Source organism: Streptomyces avidinii, from assembly GCF_045161815.1.
Classification (GTDB): Bacteria; Actinomycetota; Actinomycetes; order Streptomycetales; family Streptomycetaceae; genus Streptomyces; species Streptomyces avidinii.
In genome coordinates, this window is sequence record NZ_CP108863.1 from 3541710 (window position 1) to 3563425 (window position 21716).

Annotated in this window: 25 protein-coding genes; 7 read left to right on the forward strand and 18 right to left on the reverse strand. The window is 70.1% G+C overall.

The features are described from left to right. Positions 1–46: 46 nt before the first annotated feature. The 4 genes from OG373_RS15395 to OG373_RS15410 all read right to left on the reverse strand — a co-directional run bounded on the left by OG373_RS15395 (position 47) and on the right by OG373_RS15410 (position 4125). On the reverse strand, positions 47–673 hold the full coding sequence (locus OG373_RS15395) for a hypothetical protein (protein ID WP_405438873.1): 627 nt from the start codon (positions 671–673) through the stop codon (positions 47–49). Positions 674–793: 120 nt separating this feature from the next. Next, positions 794–1123, reverse strand: a complete 330-nt coding sequence (locus OG373_RS15400; RefSeq protein WP_398676464.1) for a nuclear transport factor 2 family protein — start codon at positions 1121–1123, stop codon at positions 794–796. 145 nt (positions 1124–1268) lie between these two features. Next, positions 1269–2168, reverse strand: coding sequence for a polysaccharide deacetylase family protein (locus OG373_RS15405; RefSeq protein WP_405438874.1), 900 nt, complete (start codon positions 2166–2168; stop codon positions 1269–1271). 370 nt (positions 2169–2538) lie between these two features. Then, entirely contained in the window at positions 2539–4125 is a 1587-nt protein-coding gene (locus OG373_RS15410; RefSeq protein ID WP_405438876.1) for an MDR family MFS transporter, read from the reverse strand. 139 nt (positions 4126–4264) lie between these two features. Here OG373_RS15410 and OG373_RS15415 point away from each other — a divergent pair, with 139 nt between their 5' ends. From OG373_RS15415 to OG373_RS15430, 4 genes are all read left to right on the forward strand, one after another. Beyond that, positions 4265–4846 carry a TetR/AcrR family transcriptional regulator gene (locus tag OG373_RS15415; protein WP_405438878.1) on the forward strand — a complete coding sequence of 194 codons (582 nt, stop codon included), beginning with the start codon at positions 4265–4267 and terminating at the stop codon, positions 4844–4846. A gap of 106 nt (positions 4847–4952) precedes the next feature. After that, entirely contained in the window at positions 4953–5387 is a 435-nt protein-coding gene (locus OG373_RS15420) for a hypothetical protein (RefSeq protein WP_405438879.1), read from the forward strand. Between the two features lie 9 nt (positions 5388–5396). Then, on the forward strand, positions 5397–7292 hold the full coding sequence (locus OG373_RS15425; protein ID WP_405438881.1) for an alpha/beta hydrolase: 1896 nt from the start codon (positions 5397–5399) through the stop codon (positions 7290–7292). A gap of 89 nt (positions 7293–7381) precedes the next feature. Further along, positions 7382–8197, forward strand: coding sequence for a hypothetical protein (locus tag OG373_RS15430; protein ID WP_405438883.1), 816 nt, complete (start codon positions 7382–7384; stop codon positions 8195–8197). Positions 8198–8251: 54 nt separating this feature from the next. Here the strand turns inward: OG373_RS15430 and OG373_RS15435 are convergent, their stop codons facing one another. After that, positions 8252–8677, reverse strand: coding sequence for a nuclear transport factor 2 family protein (locus OG373_RS15435; RefSeq protein WP_405438885.1), 426 nt, complete (start codon positions 8675–8677; stop codon positions 8252–8254). Between the two features lie 91 nt (positions 8678–8768). Between OG373_RS15435 and OG373_RS15440 the strand changes: the two genes are divergently transcribed. Together OG373_RS15440 and OG373_RS15445 are read left to right on the forward strand one after the other, a co-directional pair. Further along, complete coding sequence (locus OG373_RS15440) at positions 8769–9317, forward strand: TetR/AcrR family transcriptional regulator (RefSeq protein ID WP_405438887.1); 549 nt, start codon at positions 8769–8771, stop codon at positions 9315–9317. A gap of 135 nt (positions 9318–9452) precedes the next feature. Further along, positions 9453–9782, forward strand: coding sequence for an SCO4225 family membrane protein (locus OG373_RS15445; protein ID WP_405438889.1), 330 nt, complete (start codon positions 9453–9455; stop codon positions 9780–9782). On the opposite strand, the gene OG373_RS15450 is transcribed toward OG373_RS15445, so the two are convergent. The 13 genes from OG373_RS15450 to OG373_RS15510 all read right to left on the reverse strand — a co-directional run bounded on the left by OG373_RS15450 (position 9783) and on the right by OG373_RS15510 (position 19545). Continuing rightward, complete coding sequence (locus OG373_RS15450) at positions 9783–10418, reverse strand: OmpA family protein (RefSeq protein ID WP_405438891.1); 636 nt, start codon at positions 10416–10418, stop codon at positions 9783–9785. Positions 10419–10422: 4 nt separating this feature from the next. Continuing rightward, the gene (locus OG373_RS15455; protein WP_405438893.1) at positions 10423–11007 is read right to left on the reverse strand and encodes a hypothetical protein; all 585 of its coding nucleotides are present in this window, start codon (positions 11005–11007) and stop codon (positions 10423–10425) included. Between the two features lie 30 nt (positions 11008–11037). Then, positions 11038–11676: a pilus assembly protein TadG-related protein gene (locus OG373_RS15460; RefSeq protein ID WP_405438895.1), complete on the reverse strand. Its 639-nt coding sequence runs from the start codon at positions 11674–11676 to the stop codon at positions 11038–11040. Continuing rightward, positions 11676–11873 (reverse strand): hypothetical protein, encoded by a 198-nt coding sequence (locus tag OG373_RS15465; protein WP_405438897.1) that lies wholly within the window; start codon positions 11871–11873, stop codon positions 11676–11678. The genes OG373_RS15460 and OG373_RS15465 overlap by 1 nt, the downstream gene beginning before the upstream one ends. Positions 11874–11983: 110 nt before the next feature. After that, a complete protein-coding gene (locus OG373_RS15470; RefSeq protein WP_405438898.1) occupies positions 11984–12676 on the reverse strand; it encodes a response regulator in 693 nt (230 codons plus the stop codon). Then, positions 12676–13566, reverse strand: a complete 891-nt coding sequence (locus tag OG373_RS15475) for a DUF5936 domain-containing protein (RefSeq protein WP_405444062.1) — start codon at positions 13564–13566, stop codon at positions 12676–12678. The genes OG373_RS15470 and OG373_RS15475 overlap by 1 nt, the downstream gene beginning before the upstream one ends. A gap of 13 nt (positions 13567–13579) precedes the next feature. Further along, positions 13580–14518, reverse strand: coding sequence for a type II secretion system F family protein (locus tag OG373_RS15480; protein ID WP_405438899.1), 939 nt, complete (start codon positions 14516–14518; stop codon positions 13580–13582). Continuing rightward, entirely contained in the window at positions 14515–15861 is a 1347-nt protein-coding gene (locus OG373_RS15485; RefSeq protein WP_405438900.1) for a CpaF family protein, read from the reverse strand. The genes OG373_RS15480 and OG373_RS15485 overlap by 4 nt, the downstream gene beginning before the upstream one ends. Position 15862: 1 nt before the next feature. Further along, a complete protein-coding gene (locus tag OG373_RS15490) occupies positions 15863–16249 on the reverse strand; it encodes a TadE/TadG family type IV pilus assembly protein (protein ID WP_405438902.1) in 387 nt (128 codons plus the stop codon). Position 16250: 1 nt separating this feature from the next. Continuing rightward, complete coding sequence (locus tag OG373_RS15495) at positions 16251–16613, reverse strand: TadE/TadG family type IV pilus assembly protein (protein ID WP_405438904.1); 363 nt, start codon at positions 16611–16613, stop codon at positions 16251–16253. A gap of 3 nt (positions 16614–16616) precedes the next feature. Beyond that, the gene (locus OG373_RS15500; RefSeq protein WP_405438906.1) at positions 16617–17897 is read right to left on the reverse strand and encodes a CpaE family protein; all 1281 of its coding nucleotides are present in this window, start codon (positions 17895–17897) and stop codon (positions 16617–16619) included. A gap of 7 nt (positions 17898–17904) precedes the next feature. Continuing rightward, positions 17905–18606, reverse strand: coding sequence for a Flp pilus assembly protein CpaB (gene cpaB, locus OG373_RS15505; RefSeq protein WP_397729347.1), 702 nt, complete (start codon positions 18604–18606; stop codon positions 17905–17907). 48 nt (positions 18607–18654) lie between these two features. After that, positions 18655–19545: a hypothetical protein gene (locus OG373_RS15510; RefSeq protein WP_405438908.1), complete on the reverse strand. Its 891-nt coding sequence runs from the start codon at positions 19543–19545 to the stop codon at positions 18655–18657. A gap of 453 nt (positions 19546–19998) precedes the next feature. On the opposite strand from OG373_RS15510, the gene OG373_RS15515 reads away from it, so the two are divergent. Then, positions 19999–21702: a chitinase gene (locus OG373_RS15515; protein WP_405438910.1), complete on the forward strand. Its 1704-nt coding sequence runs from the start codon at positions 19999–20001 to the stop codon at positions 21700–21702. The last annotated feature ends 14 nt before the right edge of the window (positions 21703–21716 follow it).

The window sequence follows — 21716 nt, forward strand, 5'->3', positions numbered from 1 at the left end:
CGAGCACCCACAAGGTGCGCGGGGCGGCCGGCCTTCACCCCGCCCCTCAGCGCTGCGGCCCGTGGCTCTCGGCGAACGCCGTCCGGTACTGCTCGCAGCTGGAGTTCCAGCGCAGGGTGCCGCCGAGCGTTCCGTAGCCCGAGCGCGTGACCGACCACTCCACCGTGTACTCCCCGGTGTCGCACGCGATCCGCTTGCCGCCCGCGACCTTCTCGCGCCCGGTCGGCGGCTTCCCGGTCAGCTCCTTGCGCACTTCTGCGACCTTGGCCCGGTCCGCGTTGCGCAGCACGGCGTGCACGACGATCGGGTGCGTGCCCTCCTTGACCGTCACCGCCTTCTTCACCACCGACGAGTCCGACACCGCCCACGCGAACTCGTACGAGGGCAGCCACGCCAGGGTCTTGGGGTCGCCGGTCTTGCGCTCGACCTCGGGCGCGGCCGCGGGGCCGGGGCGGGTGACCGTCTTGTACTGGATGCCCGGGTGGAAGCGGAGCTGCCCCTCCACCTTGTGCATCTCGTCCTTGGTCCACATCGACTTCATGGTCTTCTCGCCGCCTGCCGGGTCCTGGAGGTACACCGCGCCCTCCGCGGCGGTGGCGGCCTGCCCCAGGAGGGGCGCGAGGGCGGCCGAGGCGGTGGCGAGGGCGAGAGCGGCGATGCGGGTGCGCTTCATGCCCGGACCAACGGGAGCCTCCGGCGGGCCGGAACGACGCCGGGCGCGCATTCACCCGTACGGGAGCGCGTGCGCCGCCCCGTACGGGCTGGATCCTTCGATGGGGCTCCCGGGCTGCGCTCAGGCCTGACCGGTCTCGAAGCGGCTGATCCGGCCGCCGCCGGGGGCGATGACGAAGCGCCAGGTGGTGCGCATCTCGCCCCAGGTGTCGTTGCGGTAGTTGACGAGCAGGGTGCGGCCGCCGTCGGACTCGGACTGGACGTCCATGTGGCCGCCGGAGTCGAAGATCTCCCGGTCGATCCACTCGTGCAGGTCGCGGTCGGAGCCGTCGTCGGACATGGTCGCGTCGGCGGTGAGGACCGCGAGGAAGGCGTCCTTGTCGTGCGCGTTGACGGCGGTGACGAGGGCGCCGACCACCGGGTCGGACAGTCTGGCGGGGGCGATGGCCACGGGAGCCTCCTGGTCGGGCGGTTGGGCGGGCGGGCGTACGTCCCGTACGTGGGTACGTACGTTGCGGCCGTCCGTGCCCGACCAGGGAACAACGCGGGCGGGTCCGCTTCGTCGACCGTCACCCGTTCGCCCGGCGGACGGCGTGTCAGGGGGCGGCGGAAGCGGTGGAGGTGTCCGGGGCGTCGGGGGCCCGGGGTGCATCGGGGGCGTCGGGGGCGTCGGGGGCATCGGGGGCGGTGCGGACGGGGAATCCGGTGGGCCGGCCCTGCTCCTTCAGCCAGGACAGCACCTGGTCGAGGGCGTCGACGGTCTGGGCACGGTTGCCGCCGCCGTCGTGGAAGAGCACCGTCGGGCCGTTGCCGATCTCGCGCTTGACGGCGTTGACGATGGCGGCCGTGCCCGGCTTGTCGAAGTCCTTGGTGTCCACGTTCCAGCCGAGCGGGCGCATGCCGTGCGCGGCGGCGATGCGCCGGCTGTCGGGGGTGAACGCGCCCCCGGGGGCCCGGTAGTACTCGACCTTCGCGCCGCTGCCCGCGGCTTCCTCGATCAGCTTCTTCGCCTCCAGGATCTGCTGCTCCTGGTAGGCGACGGGCTTCTTGTCCATGGCGGTGTCGTGGTTCATGGTGTGGTCGCAGAGCCGGTGGCCGGCCGCGACCACCTTCTTGACCAGGTCGGGATGGGCCTTGGCCTGCGGGCCGACCATGCAGAAGGTCGCCTTGACGTCGTGCCGCCGCAGTACGTCCAGCACCTTCGGGGTCCAGCGGGGGTCGGGGCCGTCGTCGATGGTGATGTTGACGGCGTTGCCGCCGCTCTCGGAGGCGTGGGCTATGCCCTCGGGTATCCCCTGCGGCTGCTGCCCGGGCCGGCCGTCGTCACCGCGGCCGGGACCGCCGGGCCGGGCCACGTTCTGCTGGGAGGCGGCGGGGCCGCCCGGTCCGACCAGGGCGGCCACTCCCCACACGGTCGCCGCGACGGCGGCGGCCGAGGCCACGACGGCGGCGCCGGCCCGGACGCCCTTCTTGTTCGCACGCGCCAAGAAACTCATGAACTGTCCACTCCCCATCCGCTTTGCGAGCGTTCTGTGGATCAGGACGTTCATCACCGTCGTGAAGTTCCAGTCAAATAGCCTCCAACTTCCCCTTAATGGGACGCATGGGACCGATGGGACTTTAGTCCTGCATGGGGTTGGATACCTGCCCACCCGAACGCCCCGGAAACGGGGCAAGCCCTTCCCCCCGGCCCGCCGACCCCCAAGTCCGCACGCACACCGGAAGGTTCACCGACATGGCGGGAGACGGACGACCCGAAGCAGCGGCGCCCGGACATGCCGGAAGGCGGCGCCTCCGGGGTTCCCGGTGGCGCCGCCTTCCGGCAGGTGCGGTGCTGCGTGCGCGGTCGGTGCGCGAGCGGCTCGGTCAGTGCGCGAGCGACTCCTGGGCGGCCGGGGCCGCCTTGCCGTCGTCCGACGCGCCGGCCGGGGCGGCCGGGCCCGCGCCGCGGAGGGGGACTTCCTTGACGAACCAGGCCGCCGCGAAGCCCAGTACGGCGATGGCCGCGCCGAGCAGGAACGCGGAGTGCGTGCCGGCCGCCACCGCGTGCTGGTAGGCGTCGCGTACCGCTTCCGGCAGCTTGGCCAGGCTCGCGGCGTCCAGCTGGGCGGAGCCGGCGGCTGCGGCCGCCTCCGGGCCCAGGCGCTCGGCCATGGTGTCGGTGACCCGGGTGGTGAAGAGGGAGCCCATCAGCGCCACGCCGAAGGAGCCGCCGAGCGTACGGAAGAGGGTCGCCGAGGAGGAGGCGACGCCCATGTCCTTCATCTCGACGCTGTTCTGCGCGACCAGCATGGTGATCTGCATCAGGAAGCCGAGACCGGCGCCGAGGACGGCCATGTAGAGGCCCGACACGAGGCGGGTGGTACCGGTGTCCATGGTCGCGAGCAGGAACATTCCGACGACCATCAGCGCACCGCCGGCGATCGGGAAGACCTTGTACTTGCCGCTGCTGGTGGTGACGCGGCCCGCGATCAGCGAGACGACCATCATCGAGAGCAGCATGGGCAGCAGGAGCAGACCCGAGTTGGTCGCGGAGGCTCCCTGCACCGACTGCTGGAACAGCGGGAGGTAGAGCACACCGCCGAACATCGCGAAGCCGACGAGGAAGCCGATCACCGACATGAGGGTGAAGTTGCGGCTGCGGAAGATGTGCAGCGGCATGACCGGCTCGGCGGCCTTGGTCTCCGCGTAGAGGAACGCGGCGGTCGACAGGACGCCGACGACGATGAGGGCGAGGATCTCGGCGGAGCCCCACGCGTACTCGGTGCCGCCCCAGGTCGTCACGAGGACGGTGGAGGTGATGGCGACGGTCAGCAGCGCCGCGCCCAGGTAGTCGATCTTCCCCTGCGCCCGCTTCTTCGGCAGGTGCAGCACGGCGCTGACCATGGCCAGTGCGACCGCGCCGAGCGGCAGGTTGATGTAGAAGGACCAGCGCCAGCCCATGTGGTCGGTGATGGTGCCGCCGACCAGCGGGCCGCCGATCATGGCGAGGGCCATCACGCCGGCCATCATGCCCTGGTACTTGCCGCGCTCACGGGGCGGGATCAGGTCGCCGATGATCGCCATGACGCCGACCATCAGACCGCCGGCGCCGAGGCCCTGGATCGCGCGGAAGCCGATCAGCTGGCCCATGTCCTGGGCCATGCCGCTGAGCACGGAGCCGATCAGGAAGATGACGATGGAGGTGAGGAAGGCCCCCTTGCGCCCGTACATGTCGCCGATCTTGCCCCAGATGGGGGTGGAGGCCGCGGTGGCCAGCGTGTACGCGGTGACCACCCACGACAGGTGCTCCAGACCGCCGAGCTCGCCGACGATCGTGGGCATCGCAGTGCCGATGATCATGTTGTCGAGCATGGCCAGCAGCATGGCGATCATGAGGGCCATGAGGACGACCCGCACGCTGCGCGGCTTCACCTCCTCCGAAGTCCCCGCAGGCTTGACTGTGTCCGCCATGTCCACTCCCCTGGCCCTACGGCCCTACTACTCGCACTACGTCCCGCACCGGCACTTACTTGCCGCCCGGCTAGTTCACTACAATGGGGACGGTAGACCCGCAACTAGCCGGGCGTCAAGTAAGTAATCGAGGAGAGCCATGTCCAGCAGCAGTCCGCAGCGACGCCGTGGCGACACGCGTCAGCGCATCCAGGACGTCGCACTGGAGCTCTTCGCCGAACAGGGATACGAGAAGACGTCGCTGCGCGAGATCGCGGAGCGGCTGGAGGTCACGAAGGCGGCGCTGTACTACCACTTCAAGACCAAGGAAGACATCATCATCAGCATCTTCGAGGACCTGACGCGGCCCATCGACGAGCTGATCACATGGGCCGAGGGCCAGCCACGCACCCTGGAGACCAAGCGCGAGGTGCTGCGCCGCTACAGCGAGGCGATGGCGGCGGGCGCCGTCCTGTACCGGTTCATGCAGGAGAACCAGGCGACGACGCGTGAGCTCCCCATCGGCCAGACGGTGAAGAAGCGGCTCTTCACGCTGGTGGAACTGCTCCGCACGCAGGACGGCCCACTGACGGACCAGGTCCGCTGCGTCAGCGCGCTGTTCACGCTGCACGCCGGGATGATGTTCCTCCAGCACGTCGAGGGCGACCCGGAGGAAACCCGGCTGGCCGCCCTGGAGGTCGCCACGGACCTGATCACCCAGGCCCACCACCACCAGGCGTAGGACCCCGCAGGCCGATCCCACGGGGTAGGTATTCCTACTCATGTCCTGCTATCGGATCCCCCGTACGGTACGGGGGATCCGATGGTGTGTGACGTGGGAGGAAAGCATGGGGCTCAGCCCCGAGTGGGAGAAGCTGTTCGAGGCTTCCCCTCGGATGAACCTGGCTTCGGCGAACACCCCCGCAGGGGGCGGTGGGGGCGGCGGAGGCAGCAAGGACCTCGACGTGAGCCAGGGTCCGTGGACCAGCGCCTCCGGCGTCTCCGCCGAACTCACCGTCACCACCAACACGGCCCTGACCCGGCTGGACAGTGCGCACGAAGGCGTCGTCCCCACCCTCGAAGGCTTCATGCTGCCCGCGATCCTCGGAGAGGTCCGCACGTCCTGGAAGGGCCGCCTCGAGGACGTCCGGGCGGAGTGCACGCGGCTGGAGAGCGCGCTGAAGTCTGCGGGCAAGGAGTTCGGCGAGGTCGACCACCGGGTGAAGGACGGGTTCGGCGCCCTCCACCCCGACGGCGAGCACCGCGCGAACAAGGGCCGGTAGCGCCCGATGATGACCTGGCAGCACCTTAAGGACCTCAAGCGCACCGAGTACGAGGAGGCCGCCGACGGCTGGGGCGAAGTCAGCAGCCGTGCCTACGCGGCCAAGGAACGCGTCGAGAACGAGATGCTCGCGAAGCTCCGCGACACCCAGACGGCGAAGGCCGCCGACGCGGCCCTCGGAGACCTGTCCCGCCTGGCCCGCAACTACCAGTACATCCAAGCCGAGTGCGGGCTCGTCCGTACGGCCCTGAACGCCTTCGCCACCGAGGTGGCGACCCCGCAGAGCCGCCTCAGGTCGGCCCTGGAGGACGCCGAGGCCCTGGGCTTCACCGTCCACCAGGACGGCTCGGTCTCCTACCCGGCCGGCACCCCCTCCAGCCCGTACCTCAAGCCCACCGAGGCGGGCACGGCCGCACCGCACACCGGCGGCCCGCTGCTGCTGGGCCCGGGGACGAGCAGCCCACTGCTTCTGAGCCCCGGAATGCAGGGGCCGTTGGCCCCCGGGGCCAACGGTGGTCTGGTTGTGAACCCGAACAGGGCCAAGGCGGAGGGCATCGCGGAGCGCATTGCGTCCGCCTGCCGGATGGCCGCCGAGATCGACACCCGGTACCGCACCACCCTCTCCGAGCTGAAGGCGGAACGCGGCCTGCGTGTCGACGACGCGGTCTGGGCCGACGCGGCCAGGGACCTGCAGCACACCCGCGAGGCCGCGGGCAGCTACTTGAAGGACTCCGACATCCCGCACGACAAGTCGCCTGCGGAGAACGCCGCCTGGTGGAACGGCCTGAACCAGGAGCAGCGGGACGAGTACGTCTCGCTCTACCCCGCCAGCGTCGGCGCCCTCGACGGCATCCCGTCCGAGATACGCGACACGGCGAACAGGGTGGTCCTCGCCGAGACTCACGGAGCCCGCCAGGTGGAACTGGACGCTTGGCGCGGCAAGGAGCCGCCCCGCTACGAGAAGTACATCAGCCCGATCACCGGCCGCGAGGTCAAGGGCGCACAGATCGAGTCGAAGGCCTGGAAGGAGTGGGACGAGAAGCGCAAGGAGATGCAGGGCCGACTGGACGGAATGCAGTCGGTCCAGAACCGACTCACCGAGTCCGAGGCCGGCAAACGGCCCGAGGGCTACCTCCTGGGCTTCGCCGACACCAAGGGCGGCCGGGCCATCGTGTCGATCGGCAACCCCGACACGGCGGACAACGTCGTAACGTACGTGCCGGGGACGTACTCGAACCTGGCTGGGATAGAGGGTGACCTCACCCGTGCCGAAGATCTCCAGCGGACTGCGCGCGACGCCGATCCGAGTCGCCAGACCGCTTCGATCCTGTGGCTCGGCTACGAGGCACCCCAGAGCATCGTGCCCGAGGCCGCCAGCGAGAGCTGGGCCAACACCGCGAAGGAGCCTCTGAGCCGCTTCCTCACGGGGGTCGACACCGCCCACACCGATGGTCCCGTGAACTCCACGGTGCTCGGTCACAGCTACGGGACTCTGGTCGCGGGCAAGGCCCTGGCCGACCACCCCGACATGCCGGTGGACAACGTCATCTTCGTGGGCAGCCCGGGTGTCGGCGTGGACCACGCGAAGGAGCTCGGCGTCCCCCCGGACCACGTGTGGGCCGCGACGGCGAAGAACGACTACATCAACATCGCTCCGTCGCCGAACGCGGTCGCCGGTGCATGGCTGGGGCCACTGTGGCCCCCGGGGGTGATCGAGCTGCTCGACGACCACTCCATCCTGTACGGGACGGACCCGACCACGGACGATTTTGGCGGCCGCACTTTCGGTGTGGCTCCCGGCAAATCGCTCGGCGAGGGTGGGGAGCCCATGCCCGCGCACTCGCAGTACTGGCAGGGCGAGTCCCTCACGAACATGGGAAACATAGTGGCAGGAAGGGCGAAATGAGTCGCCGCAGGAGGATGGCTGTCGCGCTGACGGGGCTCGTTTTCGCCCTGTCGGCCTGTGCGGGACCGGGAGAGCAGAAGAAAGTGATGATGGACGATCAGCAGGTTCTTGCCCGTGCCGAGGAGATCGTTCAGCAGACGCTCGGCGCCATGTCACCGAAGCCGACCCCGAAGAGGGACGGCCGGTACGGTGCCGGCGCTTGCCTGGCGGACCCCGGAAAGAGCGATCGTCAGCAGGTCCACATCAGCTACCGGCTCGAAGGCGTTCCGGGCTCCGCCGGGCGACAGCTTGTCCGCCAGGCGCGTGACGCATGGGTCGAACGGGGCTTCAAGTTCACGAGTGACACGTCCGACGGCGACTGGTCGGATCCCGGCACGGCGGTCCACATGGCCACCGTGCCCGACGACTACTGGTTGACCATCTCCAACAGCGTCACGGACCGGGCGACCGGCGACGGCACCGCCGTCCTCACCGTCACCTCCCCCTGCTACTTCCCGACATCCGGAGGGTCCGCTTCCGCCTCCCCGCAGGCCCTGTCCGCCGACGAGGCCTCGCTGCAGCGCGTGCTCGGGCACTCCAGCCGAATCTACGACTCCCTGCGCGTCCGGCACGCCACGGCGAGCGGCGCGGAGCTGCGTACGGTCGAGCACGAGGGCACGACCTACGTCCACCACGCCTGGTCCACCGAACCGCTCCCCGAAGACCGGGCGGCCCGGGCGATGGCCCGTGCGCACGGCTACCTGGAGGGGGCCGGCTGGCGGGTGCGCAGTGTCCCGGGGCGCCTGGTCGCCCTGAACCCGGCCGACGAGGTCGCCGCCCAGCTGGCTCGCGCCGACCACGGCGGCCTGAGCGTCGGCATCACCGGCCCGACCACACCGGTGCTGCACGGCTCCGCCTCGGTGTAAGCAGGGCCACTCGCGTACGCCGGGGGGCCCGGCGTGTGCCGCACGGCAGGAACCTCAGACGAGGCGACGGTCCCCGGCGGCGATCGGGACATCGTTGATGCTGGCCTCGCGGCGGCGCATCAGGCCGTCGTCGGCGAACTCCCACTGCTCGTTGCCGTGACTGCGCCACCACTGGCCGGTCGCATCGTGCCACTCGTACTCGAAGCGGACCGAGATGCGGTTGCCGGTGAACGCCCACAGCTCCTTGCGGAGCCGGTAGTCGAGCTCGCGCTCCCACTTGTCGGCGAGGAAAGTGCGGATCGCGGCGCGGCCGGTGAGAAAGCGGTCACGGTTCCGCCAGACCGAGTCCGGCGTGTACGCGAGGGCGACGCGATCGGGATCCCGGCTGTTCCAGGCATCCTCGGCGGCCTGGACCTTGGCGCGCGCGGACTCCTCGGTGAAGGGCGGCAGGGGCGGACGTACGGCGGGGGCGTCGGTCATGACGGTCACCTCTCGATGGCGAGAACGATCGTTCTCGACACTAGAGAACGAGCGTTCTCCACGCAAGGGGAATCTGGACTACCCTGCCCACATGGACGACGAAGAGGCCCGCACCCGGCTCCTGGACACGGCGGAGGAGCTGTTCTACCGGCACGGCATCCAGGCCGTCGGCATGGACCGGATCCGCACCGAGTCGGGCGTCCCCCTCAAACGCCTCTACCGGACCTTCCCGGCCAAGGACTCGCTGGTCACGGCCTACCTGGAACGCCGCGACCGGCGCTGGACGGCCGACCTCCGCGGAGCGGTGACGGGAGCCCCCGACCCGGTCCTGGCCGTCTTCGACTGGCTCGCGGGGTGGTTCTCGGAGCCGGACTTCCGCGGTTGCGCGTTCCTGAACGCGTACGGGGAACTGGGCGCCGACGGCCCGCCCGCCGTGCTGAACGTCGTACGCCGCCACAAGGCGGAACTGAGGGCCCTGCTGGCCGAACTGGCCGGCCCCGGCTGCGAGGACCTCACCGACCAGCTCCTGGTCCTGGTCGAGGGCGCGACGGTGGTGGCAGCCCTGGAGCCGGGCCCGGAGCCGGCCCACAGGGCGCGCGAGATCGCCGAGGTCCTCCTCCGGGCCCACCGGCCGTCGTGACTGACGTAGCGGCGGACGGACCCTCGCGGTCCTGCCACTGTCCCGCGGGCCGGGTGCACCTTCTGGGTACGCGTACTCACGACAGGACCCCGGATCCTCCCGACCATGGAGACAGTCCAGCGCCCGGGAGAACCGATGACCGCTCGCACGCTCGTCCGCCTGACCTTCGCGAACCCCGCCTCGGCGATCTACCTGGGCCTCGTCGGCGCCGCCGTGGCCTTCGCGACGGCCGTCACGCTGTTCGCCCCGGACCCCGGATTCGTATGGGTGCTCCCCGCGATGGGCGCGTTCCCGCTGTTCCTCTTCGTGACACTGGTCGAGGGAGCGATCCGCGGGGAGGGCCAACCCGAGACGTGGGTCTTCGTCACCGAGCTCGTCCTGTGCGTACTGGCCCAGTCGCTCGTCCTCGGAACGATCGTGGAGGCCTCGCGCGGCCGCCTCCGCCGACGGCCGCGAGCGAGCTGACTAACCGTCGCTGCGCGGGAAGGTGATCTCGACGCGGCGGTTCTTCTTGCGGCCCTCTTCGGTGCTGTTGTCGGCGATCGGGTAGTCCTCGCTGTAGCCGCGGACGTCGAAGACGACACTCGGGTTGGTCACGGTCTTCACCAGCTCGGCCTGCACGGCATCGGCCCGCTTCTTGGAGAGCTCCTTGCCGTGCTCGTAACTGCCCTGGTCGTCGGTGAACCCGAACACCCGGATCCGGGTGGCCTTCTGCTGGTTGATCTCCTGCGCGATGGCCTGGATCCGGGCGGCCGCCTGGGCGGTGAAGACGGCGCTGTCCTCGGGGAACAGCACCTCGGACTGGAGCGCCATCATGACGGTCTGATTGGTCTCCTGCCGCCGCTGCTCCCCACCCAGATCCTCGACGACCTCGACCAGGTCGAGCACCTTGGGCGGCGCGAGCGTGCCGCCCTGCGGAAGCTTGAGCCGGGGCGAGTCGGCCTTGACGGGTATCGGTGCGGAGGCGGACGGTTCTGTGCCCGGGGGCACGGACGGAGTGACGTCGTCGGCGTGGGCACTGGTCGCGCCGATCAGATGGGCGCCGGCGATGACGAGACCGACGACGACCGTGGCAGCAGTGGTGCGATGGCGTGTGGTCATGGGGTCACCCGGAGATTTTGATGGTGGCCGCGGCAAAGGTCGGCAGACCGAAGACGACCTCTGTCGTGCTGGTCGGCGGTGCGGGGAACTGCGCGAAGAAGGGCACGGACTCGCCCGCCTTGATCACCATGAGGCCGGTGGTGCAGGCACACCTGCCTTCGGTGTCACGCAGAACGTAGTAGCGCTTCTTCCCGGCGTTGTCGACGATGGTGGCCCCCGCGACCGATGCGGGACTGGCTGTCTTCTCATCGCCTCGCCAGGCTGCTGTCTGCGCGAAGGGCGTGGACCCGGTATTCTTGATCAGCCCGCTGACGGTGAGGTAGCCGTCCTGGTCGCGTTCAGCCGAATTGATCTCCAGCACGATGCCGGACTGGCCTTGCGTCGTCGCGATCACTTCAGCCGGCGCTGCGCTGCCGCCCGTCGCCGGGGCCGACTTCTGGGGCGTACTACCCTGGCTCTGCGAAGCCGGCGGCTTCTGTGAGTCCTTCGGCTTCTCATTGCTGCCGCATCCGGCCAGCGTGAGGGCCAAGACCGCCGCAACCGCAACGGCCGCTCCCCCACGGACCTCCACCTTCTGCCGAATGCTCATGTACGCCGCTTCCTTGTCTCTAGATCGCTGTCAATCGGCCAGTCGCACGCTGAAGAGTCTTCTCGCCAGCTGGGTCAACGAGCCCGGCTTTGTCGGGTCAAACGTCAGTGCCACACCACCCTTGCAGCGGAATTCGACGGAGGGAGGCGTTCCGGCACCACCGCCTCCAGGTGGGGGCGTCGGGCTCGGCGTCGGGCTCGGTGCCGGCCCTGGCTTCAGCGAGCAGCGAGGTTCGATCACGGCTTTGGCCTCGGCCTTGCCGTGGATTCCCTCGCTGCCGGGAATCACCGATTCCCCGATGGTGCCATTGGTGGTCACCGAGACCTTGAACTCCGGGATGTTCGCCTCACAAACGGCCGTGGCGTCGTTCATGGCGGCGAAGGTGTCGGCCTTCGCGCAGGCTCCCAGCGCAACCAGGCGATCACCACTGAGGATCTTCTCCCAATCGCCCTGCGTGAGGGTGAGTGGATTCATGCCCTCGAACGCGTTGTCCCGCGCTTCCCGTGCGGCCGCGAGCGCGGCCGCGTCAGCGGCCCCCTGTGCATCGCTGCGGGTGGCGCCGGCCATGCCCACGACGACGAAGGCGAACGCGGCGAAGAGCAGGCCCGTCACCGCCACGACGTAGATGGGGAAGGCCTGCCCTTCGTCACGCGCCCGCGCCGTGACCATCAGTTGGCCGTGATGTCCGCCAGTGCCTGAGTGATGGCGTTCGCGATGGCGGCGGCAAGTCCCGAACCCACGATCGCGCCGATGATCAGCACGATGATCACGATGATCCCCAGGTACTCGAAGACCGTCTGACCCTGATCCCCACCTCGCCTGTTCTGCCGTTCGACGATCGCCTTGAGCAGCTTTGGCTTCTGCATGATGGTCCCCTCCAGGGCCGGCGCCGATGTCGATTCGCGGACGGTACGGCCGGACACCAGCAGTTGCAAAGGGCCCCGGGACCCAAATACGGACCCACTGCGCACTCCGTCTACCCATGACCGGCCACCCCCGGACGGGTGGTTCCCAGCCAACGCGCTATCGCCTCACTGCGGGTCGCGCTCCGGAGCTTCGCGAAGATCCGGTTGATGTGGTTCTTGACCGTCTTCTCACTGATGAAGCAGGTGGCTGCGATCTGCTGGTTGCTCATCCCGGACGCGATGAGGTCCATGACCTCCTCCTCACGCGAACTCAGCCCGAATTCAAGACGGTTGAGACGGTGGCACTCCACAGACTGTGCCACAGTTCGTTGCGGATGCGAAGAGGTCCGCAGCGCCGCGAGTACCGCGCTCGCCGCCGTCGGGCTGAAGTGCGCGCGGCCCGCACGGACATCACGTACGGCCGTGACCAGCTGGTCCGGCGTGAATTCGCCATGGACCAGGTAGCCACCCGCGCCCAGGAGCAGGGTCTCCCGTACGACCTCGGCCTCCTGGCTGTACGTCAACATCAGTACGGGGGCGCGCTGCACGAGGTGCGGCAGGGCTGAGATGCCGTCCACGCCCGGCATGCGTACGTCCAGCAGGATCACGTCCGGGGCGTGCAGCCGGGTCAGGTGGAGGGCCTCACGGCCGTCCGAGGCGGAGGCCGTCACCTCGATGTCCGGGGCCGCGGTCAGCAGGGTCGTCAGGCCCGCCCGCACGACCGGGTTGGCATCGGCGATCAGGACGCGCGTCGACGCAGCCATCAACCGCCCCCGAACATCGCGCCGAAGTCGACGTTCGCCCCGTACACGAAGCCACCGATCAGCAGGATCATCGTGCCGGGCAGCATGAACATCGTGACGGCCAGCGTGGCACGCGGGACGGCGCGCGCCGCCCGGCGGCGGGCGTTCTGGGCGTCGGTCCGGCGCATGTCCTCGGCGATCGCGATCAGCGTGTCCACGATCGGGGAGCCGAGCTCCTCGCCCTGCTGGAGGGCCGTCACGAACTGCGCGACCTGTTCGCTGTCGTTGCGTCGGCGCAGCTCGTCGAAAGCCTGACGGCGACTGACGCCCATGGCCATCTGCTGGAGGGTGATCCGGATCTCGTCGGACCACGGTCCCTTGTATTTCTCCGCCACCCGCTCCAGCGCCGGACGGAAGCCGAGCCCCGCGCTCACCACGACCGCGAGGACGTCGAGGAAGTCCGGCAGGGTCCGCTCGATGTGGTCGCGGCGGATCCGGATCGCCGACCAGAGGCCGACCTCGATCCAGAAGAAGCCGAAGGCGACCATGAGCAGTGCCAGGATCAGCTGACCGTTGAGCAGCATGGAGAAGGCCCCGACCGCGCCGAGTAGGGCGTAGACGGCGCGCCGGGCCGCGTAGCGGTCGATGGTCAGGCCGGCCGGGTTGCCCGCGGAGTCGATCTGGCGGCGTTTGCGTGCCACCCGATCGGGGCCCATCAGGCTCAGTATCAGCGGGGCGTAGCGGATGCCCATCCGGTCCACCAGGGAGCCGACCGCCGTCGTGCGGGTGGCGCCCACCTCCAGGGCGAGGGCCAGGTCGGAGGGGAGTTTGACGTCGGCACGGTAGAGCCGGATGCCGTGGAAGACACCGAGGACCGAGACGGCCAGGGCCAGGGCCAGGAGCAGAGCGATCATCCCCGCCTCCTCACACGTCGATCTTGGAAAGGCGGCGGATGAGGATGAAGCCGAGGGCGAAGAGGCCGAGGGCGACCAGGACTGCGGTCTGCCCGATGACGGAGCCGGTCATGCGGTCCAGGGCGCCCGGCATCATCGTGTCCACGAGCAGGAGCGAGCCGACGCCCATGATCGGCACCAGGTAGGCCGTCACCGTGACCTGGGAGAGCTGGGTGCGGATCTCGCGCCGCGTCTCCTTGCGCTGTTCCAGCGTCACCGTCAGGTTGCGCAGGCTGTCCACGATCGCGCCGCCCGCGCGGGCGGACAGGACGAGGGTGGAGACGAGTACGACCAGTTCCCGCGAGGGCAGCCGCTCGGCGATCTCGCCGAGGGCCTCCTCGATGGAGTGGCCGACGGCGAGCCGGTCCGTGACGCGCGCCAGCTCCTCACCGGCGGGCGCTTCCAGTTCCTCGGCCGCTATGCCGAGGGCCGTGCGCAGGGCGAGGCCGGCCTGGGTGGCGTTGGCGAGGATGCGGGCGAGGTCCGGGAGCTGGTTGATGAACCGTTCGGTGCGGCGGGCCCGCTGCCAGTTGAGGAAGGCGTTGGCGGCCCACAGGCCGATCACTCCGGCGACCGGTCCGAAGAAGGGAGCGAGGAAGGAGGCCGAGATCAGCCACAGCCCCGCGACCGCCGCGCACATGGCGACGAAGAACTCGCCGACGGTGAGGTCCAGGCCGGTCACCGCGAGTTTGATCTCGATGCGGCGGCCCAGTGCGGTCCTGCGCAACCGCCGGTCGATCTTCCGGAAGCGGCGTACGCGTCCCAGGGGTTCGGGAACTCCGCTCGCGGAGAGGCGCTCGATGAGGGCAGCGCGCTGGGCACGGCCGGCCATGTACGCCTGGAGGCCCACGACGACGAGTACGCAGGCCAGCAGGGTGACGCCGAGGGTGGCGAGGATCAGTGGGTTCACAGGGCGGTCCGGGTGATGCGGGCGGTGAGAGGGTCTTCGGGCAGGGCGACGCCGAAGGCCTGCGGGATCGGCTGGTTGTTCATGTAGAGGCGCTCCGCGATCAGGCGGGGCAGCGGGTAGTACGCGAAGTGGCCGTGCACGCGGCCGTCCGCTCCCATCGGCTGAGCGGCGAAGCGGCAGACGGTGGTGATGCGGAAGGGCTCGTGGCCGTGCGATTCGAGGATGGAGATCTCGGTGATGCGGCGCGATCCGTCGCCGAAGCGGGTCAGCTGGACGATGACGTTGACGGCGCTGTTGATCTGGTCCTGGAGGGCTTCGAAGGGGACGTCTACTTCCGACATGGAGGCGAGGGTCTGCAGACGCATCAGGGCGTCCGCGGAACTGTTGGCGTGGACGGTGGCCAGGGAGCCGTCGTGGCCGGTGGACATCGCCTGGAGCATGTCGAGGGTCTCGCCGCCGCGGACCTCGCCGACGATGATGCGGTCGGGGCGCATGCGCAGGGAGTTGCGGACCAGGTCGCGGATGGTGATCTGGCCCTTGCCCTCCACGTTCGGCGGACGGGATTCGAGGCGGATGACGTGGGCCTGCTGGAGCTGGAGTTCGGCCGAGTCCTCGATGGTGATGATGCGTTCGCCCTCCGGGATCAGGCCGGAGAGTGCGTTCAGCAGCGTGGTCTTGCCGGTGCCGGTGGCCCCCGAGACGATCAGGTTCATCTTCGCCGCGACCAGGCCCGACAGGAGCAGGAGCATCTGCTCGTCGAGCGAGCCGAGGGCGATCATCTCGTGCAGGGTGAAGGCCCGCGGGAAGCGGCGGATGGTGAGGGTGGCGCCGGTCAGGGAGAGCGGCGGGATGATGACGTTCACGCGTTCGCCGCTGGGCAGGCGGGCGTCGACCATCGGATTGGCCTCGTCCACCCGCCGGTTGACGGTGGAGACGATGCGCTCGATGGTCTGCATGAGCTGCTCGTGCGAGGCGAAGCGGATGGGGAGCTGTTCGACCCGGCCGGCGCGTTCCACGTAGATGTGGTCGGGGCCGTTGACCATGATCTCGGAGATGGAGGCGTCTTCGAGGAGCGGTTCGAGGACGCCGAGCCCGAGGGCCTCGTCGACGACACGGCGGATCAGCTGGGCGCGCTCGGCCGTGGAGAGGACCGGTCCTTCGCGGCTGATGATGTGGCCGAGTACGCGTTCCAGGCGCGCCCGGCGCTCGGCGGGTGCGAGCGCGGACATCTCGGCGAGGTCGATCTCCTCCAGCAGCTTGGCGCGGTAGGAGGAGACCAGCCGGCCGTCCTCGCGCGGGCTGTGCGACTCGTCGGGGGTGTGGACCCGGGAACGAAGGCTCATGTCAGGGTTCCTCCGGGTCGTCATTGGGCATGGTGGCGGTGCGTGTGACGGACGCTTCGCCCACACCGGGAACGATCGACTTGATCGAGATGCGGACTGTTGCCGTGACCGTGTCCCCGGGCTTGCTGATGGCGATCGACGCGCGAGGGCGCAGGCTCTCCTTGATCGCCGCCAGGCCGGCGGCCTTCCCCGCTTCGGGCTTGCGGGCCTCGACACGTGCCGCCGTACGTGCCGCGGTCTGCGCCTGCTGCACGACGTACGCGGTCCAGCCCAGCTGGATGCCGCAGAGTGCCACCAGGATCAGGATCGGGAGGAAGCCGATGTATTCCAGGGTCGCCTGACCCCGGTCCTTCGTCAGGCGCGAGCGCCGATTGCGCAGCCTGTCCACGTCAGTCCTCCTCCTCGTTCGAGGAGCCGGCCTCGCCCACGATGCGGACGCCGATGTTCAGACCCGGGTGGATGATCGGGAGGTTGAGGGTGACCTTCGCCGTGGAGACCTCGCCGGACGTGCCGCATTCCACGCCCATGGTCCAGGCGGAGCCGACGTGCGCATGAGCCGCTTCCTGGCAGGACCGTCCCACCGCCCCCGCCCGCGCCGCCTCGTCCGCCGCGTTGCCCGCCAGGGAGAAGGCGTACCCGATCAGTACGCACTCCCACACCGCCGCCACGAGCAGCAGGATCAGCGGCACCGTGCCCACGAACTCGATCGCCACCTGGCCCCGGTCCCCGCGCCCCGGTCTGCGGGCGGGCATGCGTCAGCCCTCCCGGCCGCGGCGCAGGCGCGCCACCGGGCCCGAGGCGCGGACCGCCAGGGAGGCGCCCGGGGTGGCGGTCGCCGTCGACGGGGCGGCGGTGTCCGGGGTCGACAGGAGGCCGAGTTCGCCGGCCAGCGTCCACAGGGCCTGTTTGACCGTCGAGCGGTTGTCGAGGTCCTGGACGCGGCCGGCGTCCACCACGGCCTGGAGTTCCTTGAACGCCGCCGGGACCGGGGTGCGGGTGGCGCGGGTCTTGGTGATCTTCTCGATCAGGGCGGGCTGGATCTCCGTGTGCTTGCTCCAGCGGTTGACGACCATCGCCGTGTCCTCGGCCTTGCGCACCTGGAGGCGTTCCCACATCCGGACCATCCGCTTCGCCGCCCGCACCGCGACGACGTCCGGGGTGGTGACCAGGACCGCCACGTCCGCCATCTCCACGGCCGCCGCGTTGGCGCCGGTGACCTGGGTACCGCAGTCGATGACGACGAGTTCGTAGCGGCTGCGCAGGGCTCCGACGATGTGCCGGGCCGCCCGGTCGTCGACCTCCTCGCCGCGTTCGCCGTCGGCCGGGGCGAGGAGCAGCGCGAGGCCCGAGGCGTCGTCGTAGACCGCGTCCTGGAGGACCCGGGGCGAGATGTCCTGGATCCCGGCGAGGTCGGCGACCGAGCGCCGGAACTGCACGTCGAGGTACGAGCCCACGTCGCCCGCCTGGAGGTCCAGGTCGACCAGTGCGGTGCGCCGTCCCGAGGCGGCCGCGGCCAGCGCGAACTGCACGGCGGTGAAGGTGGTGCCCACGCCGCCCTTGGCTCCGGTGACGGTGACGACCCGTCCGCCCGGGCCCGTGAAGACGTCGGCGGCGGCGCCCCCGCCGAGGTGGCGGCGTACGCCCACGGACCACTGGGCGGCGGCCTGGACGCGGGCGGCGAGTTCCTCGTAGGAGAGCGGGAGGCCGATCAGGCCGCGCGCGCCCGAGTCCATGGCGGCGGAGAACAGTCCCGGGCCGGCGTCCGAGGAGACCAGGACGACGCCCACCGCCGGGAAGCGCAGGGCGACTTCCCGGATGAGCTCCAGGGCGGGCACCGGGCCGATCCGCTCGTGGACCAGGACGACCTCGGGGAGTTCGTCGATGGATTCGGCGGCCAGGCGGGCGAGGGTGTCCAGGAGCGTGGTCGCGTCGGGGACGGGGGCGGCCGGCTCGGCGGCCGGGAGCTGGCTGAGCAGGGTCACGATGGCGCGCGCGGCGTCCGGGTCGCCGACCGCGGGGAGGATTCGGGTGGTCATCCGGGCCTCACCTGTCCCCGTCGAGGGTGTACGTGCGGTCGCCCGGGGCGGGCGCCGAGTCGGTGCCGGGGGCCACGAGGGCCAGGCGTACGTGCTCCGCGAAGGACTCGGCGTACGCGACGCGCTGGGTGTCCTTGGTGCTGAGGGCGAAGGTGATCGGGACGGCCTCGGCGGGGCCCTTGCGGTCGCTCTCCTTCTCCAGGGCGGTGAGCTTGCCGACGCCGAGGACCCGGGCGTTGGCGACGATGATCACCGACCGGGAGGGGTCGGTGTCCTTGGCGCCCTTGAAGGTGGCGATGATGTTGACCTTGGCGCCGGAGGTGATCTTTCCTGCCACGCCGGTGGCGGCGTCGATCATGATGGCGATCTCCTGCTCACCGGGCTGCAGCTGCGGCCGGTCGACGAACATGTCCGCCTGGAGCAGCGAACCCTTCTTCAGGGTGGTGAGCGCGATCTTGTCCTTGAGTGCGCCGAGATCGGAGACGGCGGTCTCCGACAGCCACCGCCGGGGGATCCGGACCTCCTCGAACTGCCCCGCCGACAGAGGGCTGTACGGCGCTATGTCGCCCTTGGCCCGGTAGGCGACGACCTCGGCGCCGACCTTGGAATTGACGTCGCCGATCACCACGAGGACTCCGGCGAAGGCCCCCAGTGCGCACAGGACCGACAGGAGCAGCAGGATGACGCCGCGGCGCTGGCGTGAGTTCATGGGCCTTACCTACCTCGCCGTTCTTCATTCATTCGTGCGTTCGAGTGATCAGGGTCTGGAACGGGCGGTACTCGCGGGCGGCGGTGGTGCGGTGAGCGGTGCCGCGCAGAAGCCGCAGCGGTCGCCGATCAGTTCGAGGCCGCACCAGCGGCACTCCTCCCGGCGGACCGAGGCGACCAGCTGGTAGAGCACGGACAGGTCCGGGATGCCGGCGGCGAACTCGACGATCTTCTGGGTGCCCCACCAGCCGGGGGACGCGGCGGGCAGCGGGTTCTCCATGACGCCCTGGACCTGCCAGGCGGGGGCCAGTTCGGCCGTGACCCAGTCGGAGGCGAGCTGACCGCGGGCGAAGGTGAGGTGCGTGGCGAACTCGGGGCCGGCCGGCAGTACTGCGCTGCGGGGGCCGTGCGCGCCCTGGGCTCCGCCGCCCAGTTTCGCCAGGTGCGGCTTCGGGTGGGCCATGACGGCGAACTGCGCGCTCGGCGACCAGGACCTGGCGTGCGCGCCGAGCCCGACCGGGACCCGGACCCGGTCGAGTTTGGCGACCGAGCCCAGCAGTGCGCCCGCGTAGATGTAGTGGGACAGCAGCCGGGCCGCGGAGGCGATGATTCCGGGGCTGAAGTCGCAGACGGTGAGCTGGCGCAGCTGACGCACCAGCAGGGCGGTGCCCAGGGGCGGCAGATCGATACCGATGAGCGCGATCCGGTCGGTTTCCAGGATGGCCCGTACGGTGTGCAGCCGCTGGACGGTGGAGCGCGGGAGCCACGGCGGTACGAGGGCCACGAGGTGGCCGTGCCGCTCCAGCAGGGCACCCGTCTCGGCGAGCGCGGCCTCCAGGTCGAGCTGCTCGGGCGGGTGCAGTAACGCGGCCCCGGGCGTGTGCCGGTCAGGGGCCGGAAGTACCAGATCGGCGCTGGTGACAGCGATGGCGGTCGGCACGCGAATTCCCCCGTTCCCCCACGTTCGCCCCGTGCGGCGCCGGCAGTTCAGCTGCCGGGCGCGCGCCCTGCGCGGAGCTCGACGCGGACTCGACGCGGACCTTCACGGCCACGCCCGCGGTGCGCGCCCGCACCGCGCGACCGCATCCGATCGACCCGCTCCCCCCTTGCCCCAGCACCATATCCGCGTCACCCCTGGCAGGGCAGGGCCTTGCGGATTCCCGTGCTGACGGCACAGGTCACAGGTGGCGGAAACCCGGACAACAGGGATCGCATAGCGGGCCATTTCAAGCCACATCGCGAAGACTCTTGACACGGGGATTGGTCTGGACCAACTTGGCAGCGCACGCCTTGAGTCGGACCCCACGGATCCACCCCACGGATCCACCCCACGGACCCACCCCACCCGGTCCGCCTTTCCCCACACCCCCTTCCTCCCCCCACCGGAGCCCACGTGAACCGCATACGCTCCCTCGCCCTCCCCATCGCCGTCACCCTCACCGCCGGCGCCCTGTCCGCCCTGGCCGCCGGCACCGCACAGGCCGCGGACGTCAACGTCGCCCGCAACGGCGGCTTCGAGTCGGGTCTCGCCAACTGGTCCTGCACCGGCGGAACCGGCGCCTCCGTCTCCTCGCCCGTCTACGCCGGATCGGGCGCCCTGAAGGCGACCCCGGCGGGCCAGGACAACGCCCGCTGCAGCCAGACCGTCACGGTCAAGCCGAACTCGACGTACACGCTGAGCACGCAGGTCCAGGGCAGCTACGTCTACCTCGGCGCGACCGGGACCGGCACCCAGGACGTCTCCACCTGGACCCCCGGGTCGGGCGGCGGCTGGCAGAAGCTCTCCACCACCTTCACCACCGGCCCCGGCACCACCGAGGTCACCGTCTACACGCACGGCTGGTACGGCCAGCCCGCCTACGTCGTCGACGAGTTCAGCGTCTTCGGCCCGGACGGCGGTGGCGGCACCGACCCCGGCCCGTCCGTCCCCGGCGCCCCGGCCGGGACGGCCGTTTCCGGACAGAGCGCGAGCGCCCTCACCCTTTCGTGGAACGCGGTCGGCTCGGCCACCGGCTATTACGTGTACCAGGACGGAGTCCGCGTCAGGACCGTGACCGGTGGCGCCGCCTCCACCCAGATCACCGGGCTCGCCGCCTCGACCTCGTACTCCTTCCAGGTGAGCGCCTACAACGCCGCGGGCGAGGGCCCGAAGTCCGCCCCCGTGACCGGCACGACCACCGGCACCGACCCGGGTCCCGGCCCCGGCCCGGCCGTCCCCAAGCACGCCCTGACCGGCTACTGGCAGAACTTCAACAACGGCGCGACCGTCCAGCGGATCTCCGACGTCTCCGCGCAGTACGACATCATCGCCGTCTCCTTCGCGGACGCCACCACCACGCCCGGCGCCATCACCTTCAACCTCGACTCGGCCGGCCTCGGCGGCTACACGGTCGCCCAGTTCAAGGCCGACATCGCCGCGAAGAAGGCGGCCGGCAAGTCGGTGATCCTCTCCATCGGCGGCGAGAAGGGGACCATCACGGTGGGCGACTCGACCTCCGCGAACAACCTCGCGAACTCCGCGTACGCCCTGATGCAGGAGTACGGGTTCACCGGGATCGACATCGACCTGGAGAACGGCCTGAACCCCACCTACATGACGCAGGCGCTGCGCTCCCTGTCGTCGAAGGCGGGCCCCTCGCTCGTCATCACCATGGCGCCGCAGACCATCGACATGCAGTCCACGCAGGGCGGCTACTTCAGGACGGCGCTCAACATCAAGGACATCCTCACCGTCGTCAACATGCAGTACTACAACAGCGGCTCGATGAACGGCTGTGACGGCAAGGTCTACTCCCAGGGCTCCGTCGACTTCCTCACCGCACTCGCCTGCATCCAGCTGGAAGGCGGCCTCGACCCCTCGCAGGTGGGCATCGGCGTCCCGGCCTCCCCCAGCGGCGCGGGCAGCGGCTACGTGTCCCCGACCATCGTCAACAACGCCCTGGACTGCCTGACCAGGGGGACGAACTGCGGCTCCTTCAAGCCGTCGAAGACCTACCCGGGTCTGCGCGGCGCCATGACCTGGTCGACCAACTGGGACGCCAAGGCGGGTAGTGCTTGGTCGAACTCGGTGGGTCCGAAGGTCCACGGCCTCCCGTAGGCGGTACGTGTGGG

What these genes read in the sequence shown, in the direction of transcription:
- OG373_RS15395 (WP_405438873.1), bottom strand. Translation starts at nt 673, where the DNA reads ATGAAGCGCACCCGCATCGCCGCTCTCGCCCTCGCCACCGCCTCGGCC.
- OG373_RS15405 (WP_405438874.1), bottom strand. Translation starts at nt 2,168, where the DNA reads ATGAGTTTCTTGGCGCGTGCGAACAAGAAGGGCGTCCGGGCCGGCGCC.
- OG373_RS15410 (WP_405438876.1), bottom strand. Translation starts at nt 4,125, where the DNA reads ATGGCGGACACAGTCAAGCCTGCGGGGACTTCGGAGGAGGTGAAGCCG.
- OG373_RS15415 (WP_405438878.1), top strand. Translation starts at nt 4,265, where the DNA reads ATGTCCAGCAGCAGTCCGCAGCGACGCCGTGGCGACACGCGTCAGCGC.
- OG373_RS15420 (WP_405438879.1), top strand. Translation starts at nt 4,953, where the DNA reads ATGGGGCTCAGCCCCGAGTGGGAGAAGCTGTTCGAGGCTTCCCCTCGG.
- OG373_RS15425 (WP_405438881.1), top strand. Translation starts at nt 5,397, where the DNA reads ATGACCTGGCAGCACCTTAAGGACCTCAAGCGCACCGAGTACGAGGAG.
- OG373_RS15430 (WP_405438883.1), top strand. Translation starts at nt 7,382, where the DNA reads ATGGACGATCAGCAGGTTCTTGCCCGTGCCGAGGAGATCGTTCAGCAG.
- OG373_RS15435 (WP_405438885.1), bottom strand. Translation starts at nt 8,677, where the DNA reads ATGACCGACGCCCCCGCCGTACGTCCGCCCCTGCCGCCCTTCACCGAG.
- OG373_RS15440 (WP_405438887.1), top strand. Translation starts at nt 8,769, where the DNA reads ATGGACGACGAAGAGGCCCGCACCCGGCTCCTGGACACGGCGGAGGAG.
- OG373_RS15445 (WP_405438889.1), top strand. Translation starts at nt 9,453, where the DNA reads ATGACCGCTCGCACGCTCGTCCGCCTGACCTTCGCGAACCCCGCCTCG.
- OG373_RS15450 (WP_405438891.1), bottom strand. Translation starts at nt 10,418, where the DNA reads ATGACCACACGCCATCGCACCACTGCTGCCACGGTCGTCGTCGGTCTC.
- OG373_RS15455 (WP_405438893.1), bottom strand. Translation starts at nt 11,007, where the DNA reads ATGAGCATTCGGCAGAAGGTGGAGGTCCGTGGGGGAGCGGCCGTTGCG.
- OG373_RS15460 (WP_405438895.1), bottom strand. Translation starts at nt 11,676, where the DNA reads ATGGTCACGGCGCGGGCGCGTGACGAAGGGCAGGCCTTCCCCATCTAC.
- OG373_RS15465 (WP_405438897.1), bottom strand. Translation starts at nt 11,873, where the DNA reads ATGCAGAAGCCAAAGCTGCTCAAGGCGATCGTCGAACGGCAGAACAGG.
- OG373_RS15470 (WP_405438898.1), bottom strand. Translation starts at nt 12,676, where the DNA reads ATGGCTGCGTCGACGCGCGTCCTGATCGCCGATGCCAACCCGGTCGTG.
- OG373_RS15485 (WP_405438900.1), bottom strand. Translation starts at nt 15,861, where the DNA reads ATGAGCCTTCGTTCCCGGGTCCACACCCCCGACGAGTCGCACAGCCCG.
- OG373_RS15495 (WP_405438904.1), bottom strand. Translation starts at nt 16,613, where the DNA reads ATGCCCGCCCGCAGACCGGGGCGCGGGGACCGGGGCCAGGTGGCGATC.
- OG373_RS15500 (WP_405438906.1), bottom strand. Translation starts at nt 17,897, where the DNA reads ATGACCACCCGAATCCTCCCCGCGGTCGGCGACCCGGACGCCGCGCGC.
- cpaB (WP_397729347.1), bottom strand. Translation starts at nt 18,606, where the DNA reads ATGAACTCACGCCAGCGCCGCGGCGTCATCCTGCTGCTCCTGTCGGTC.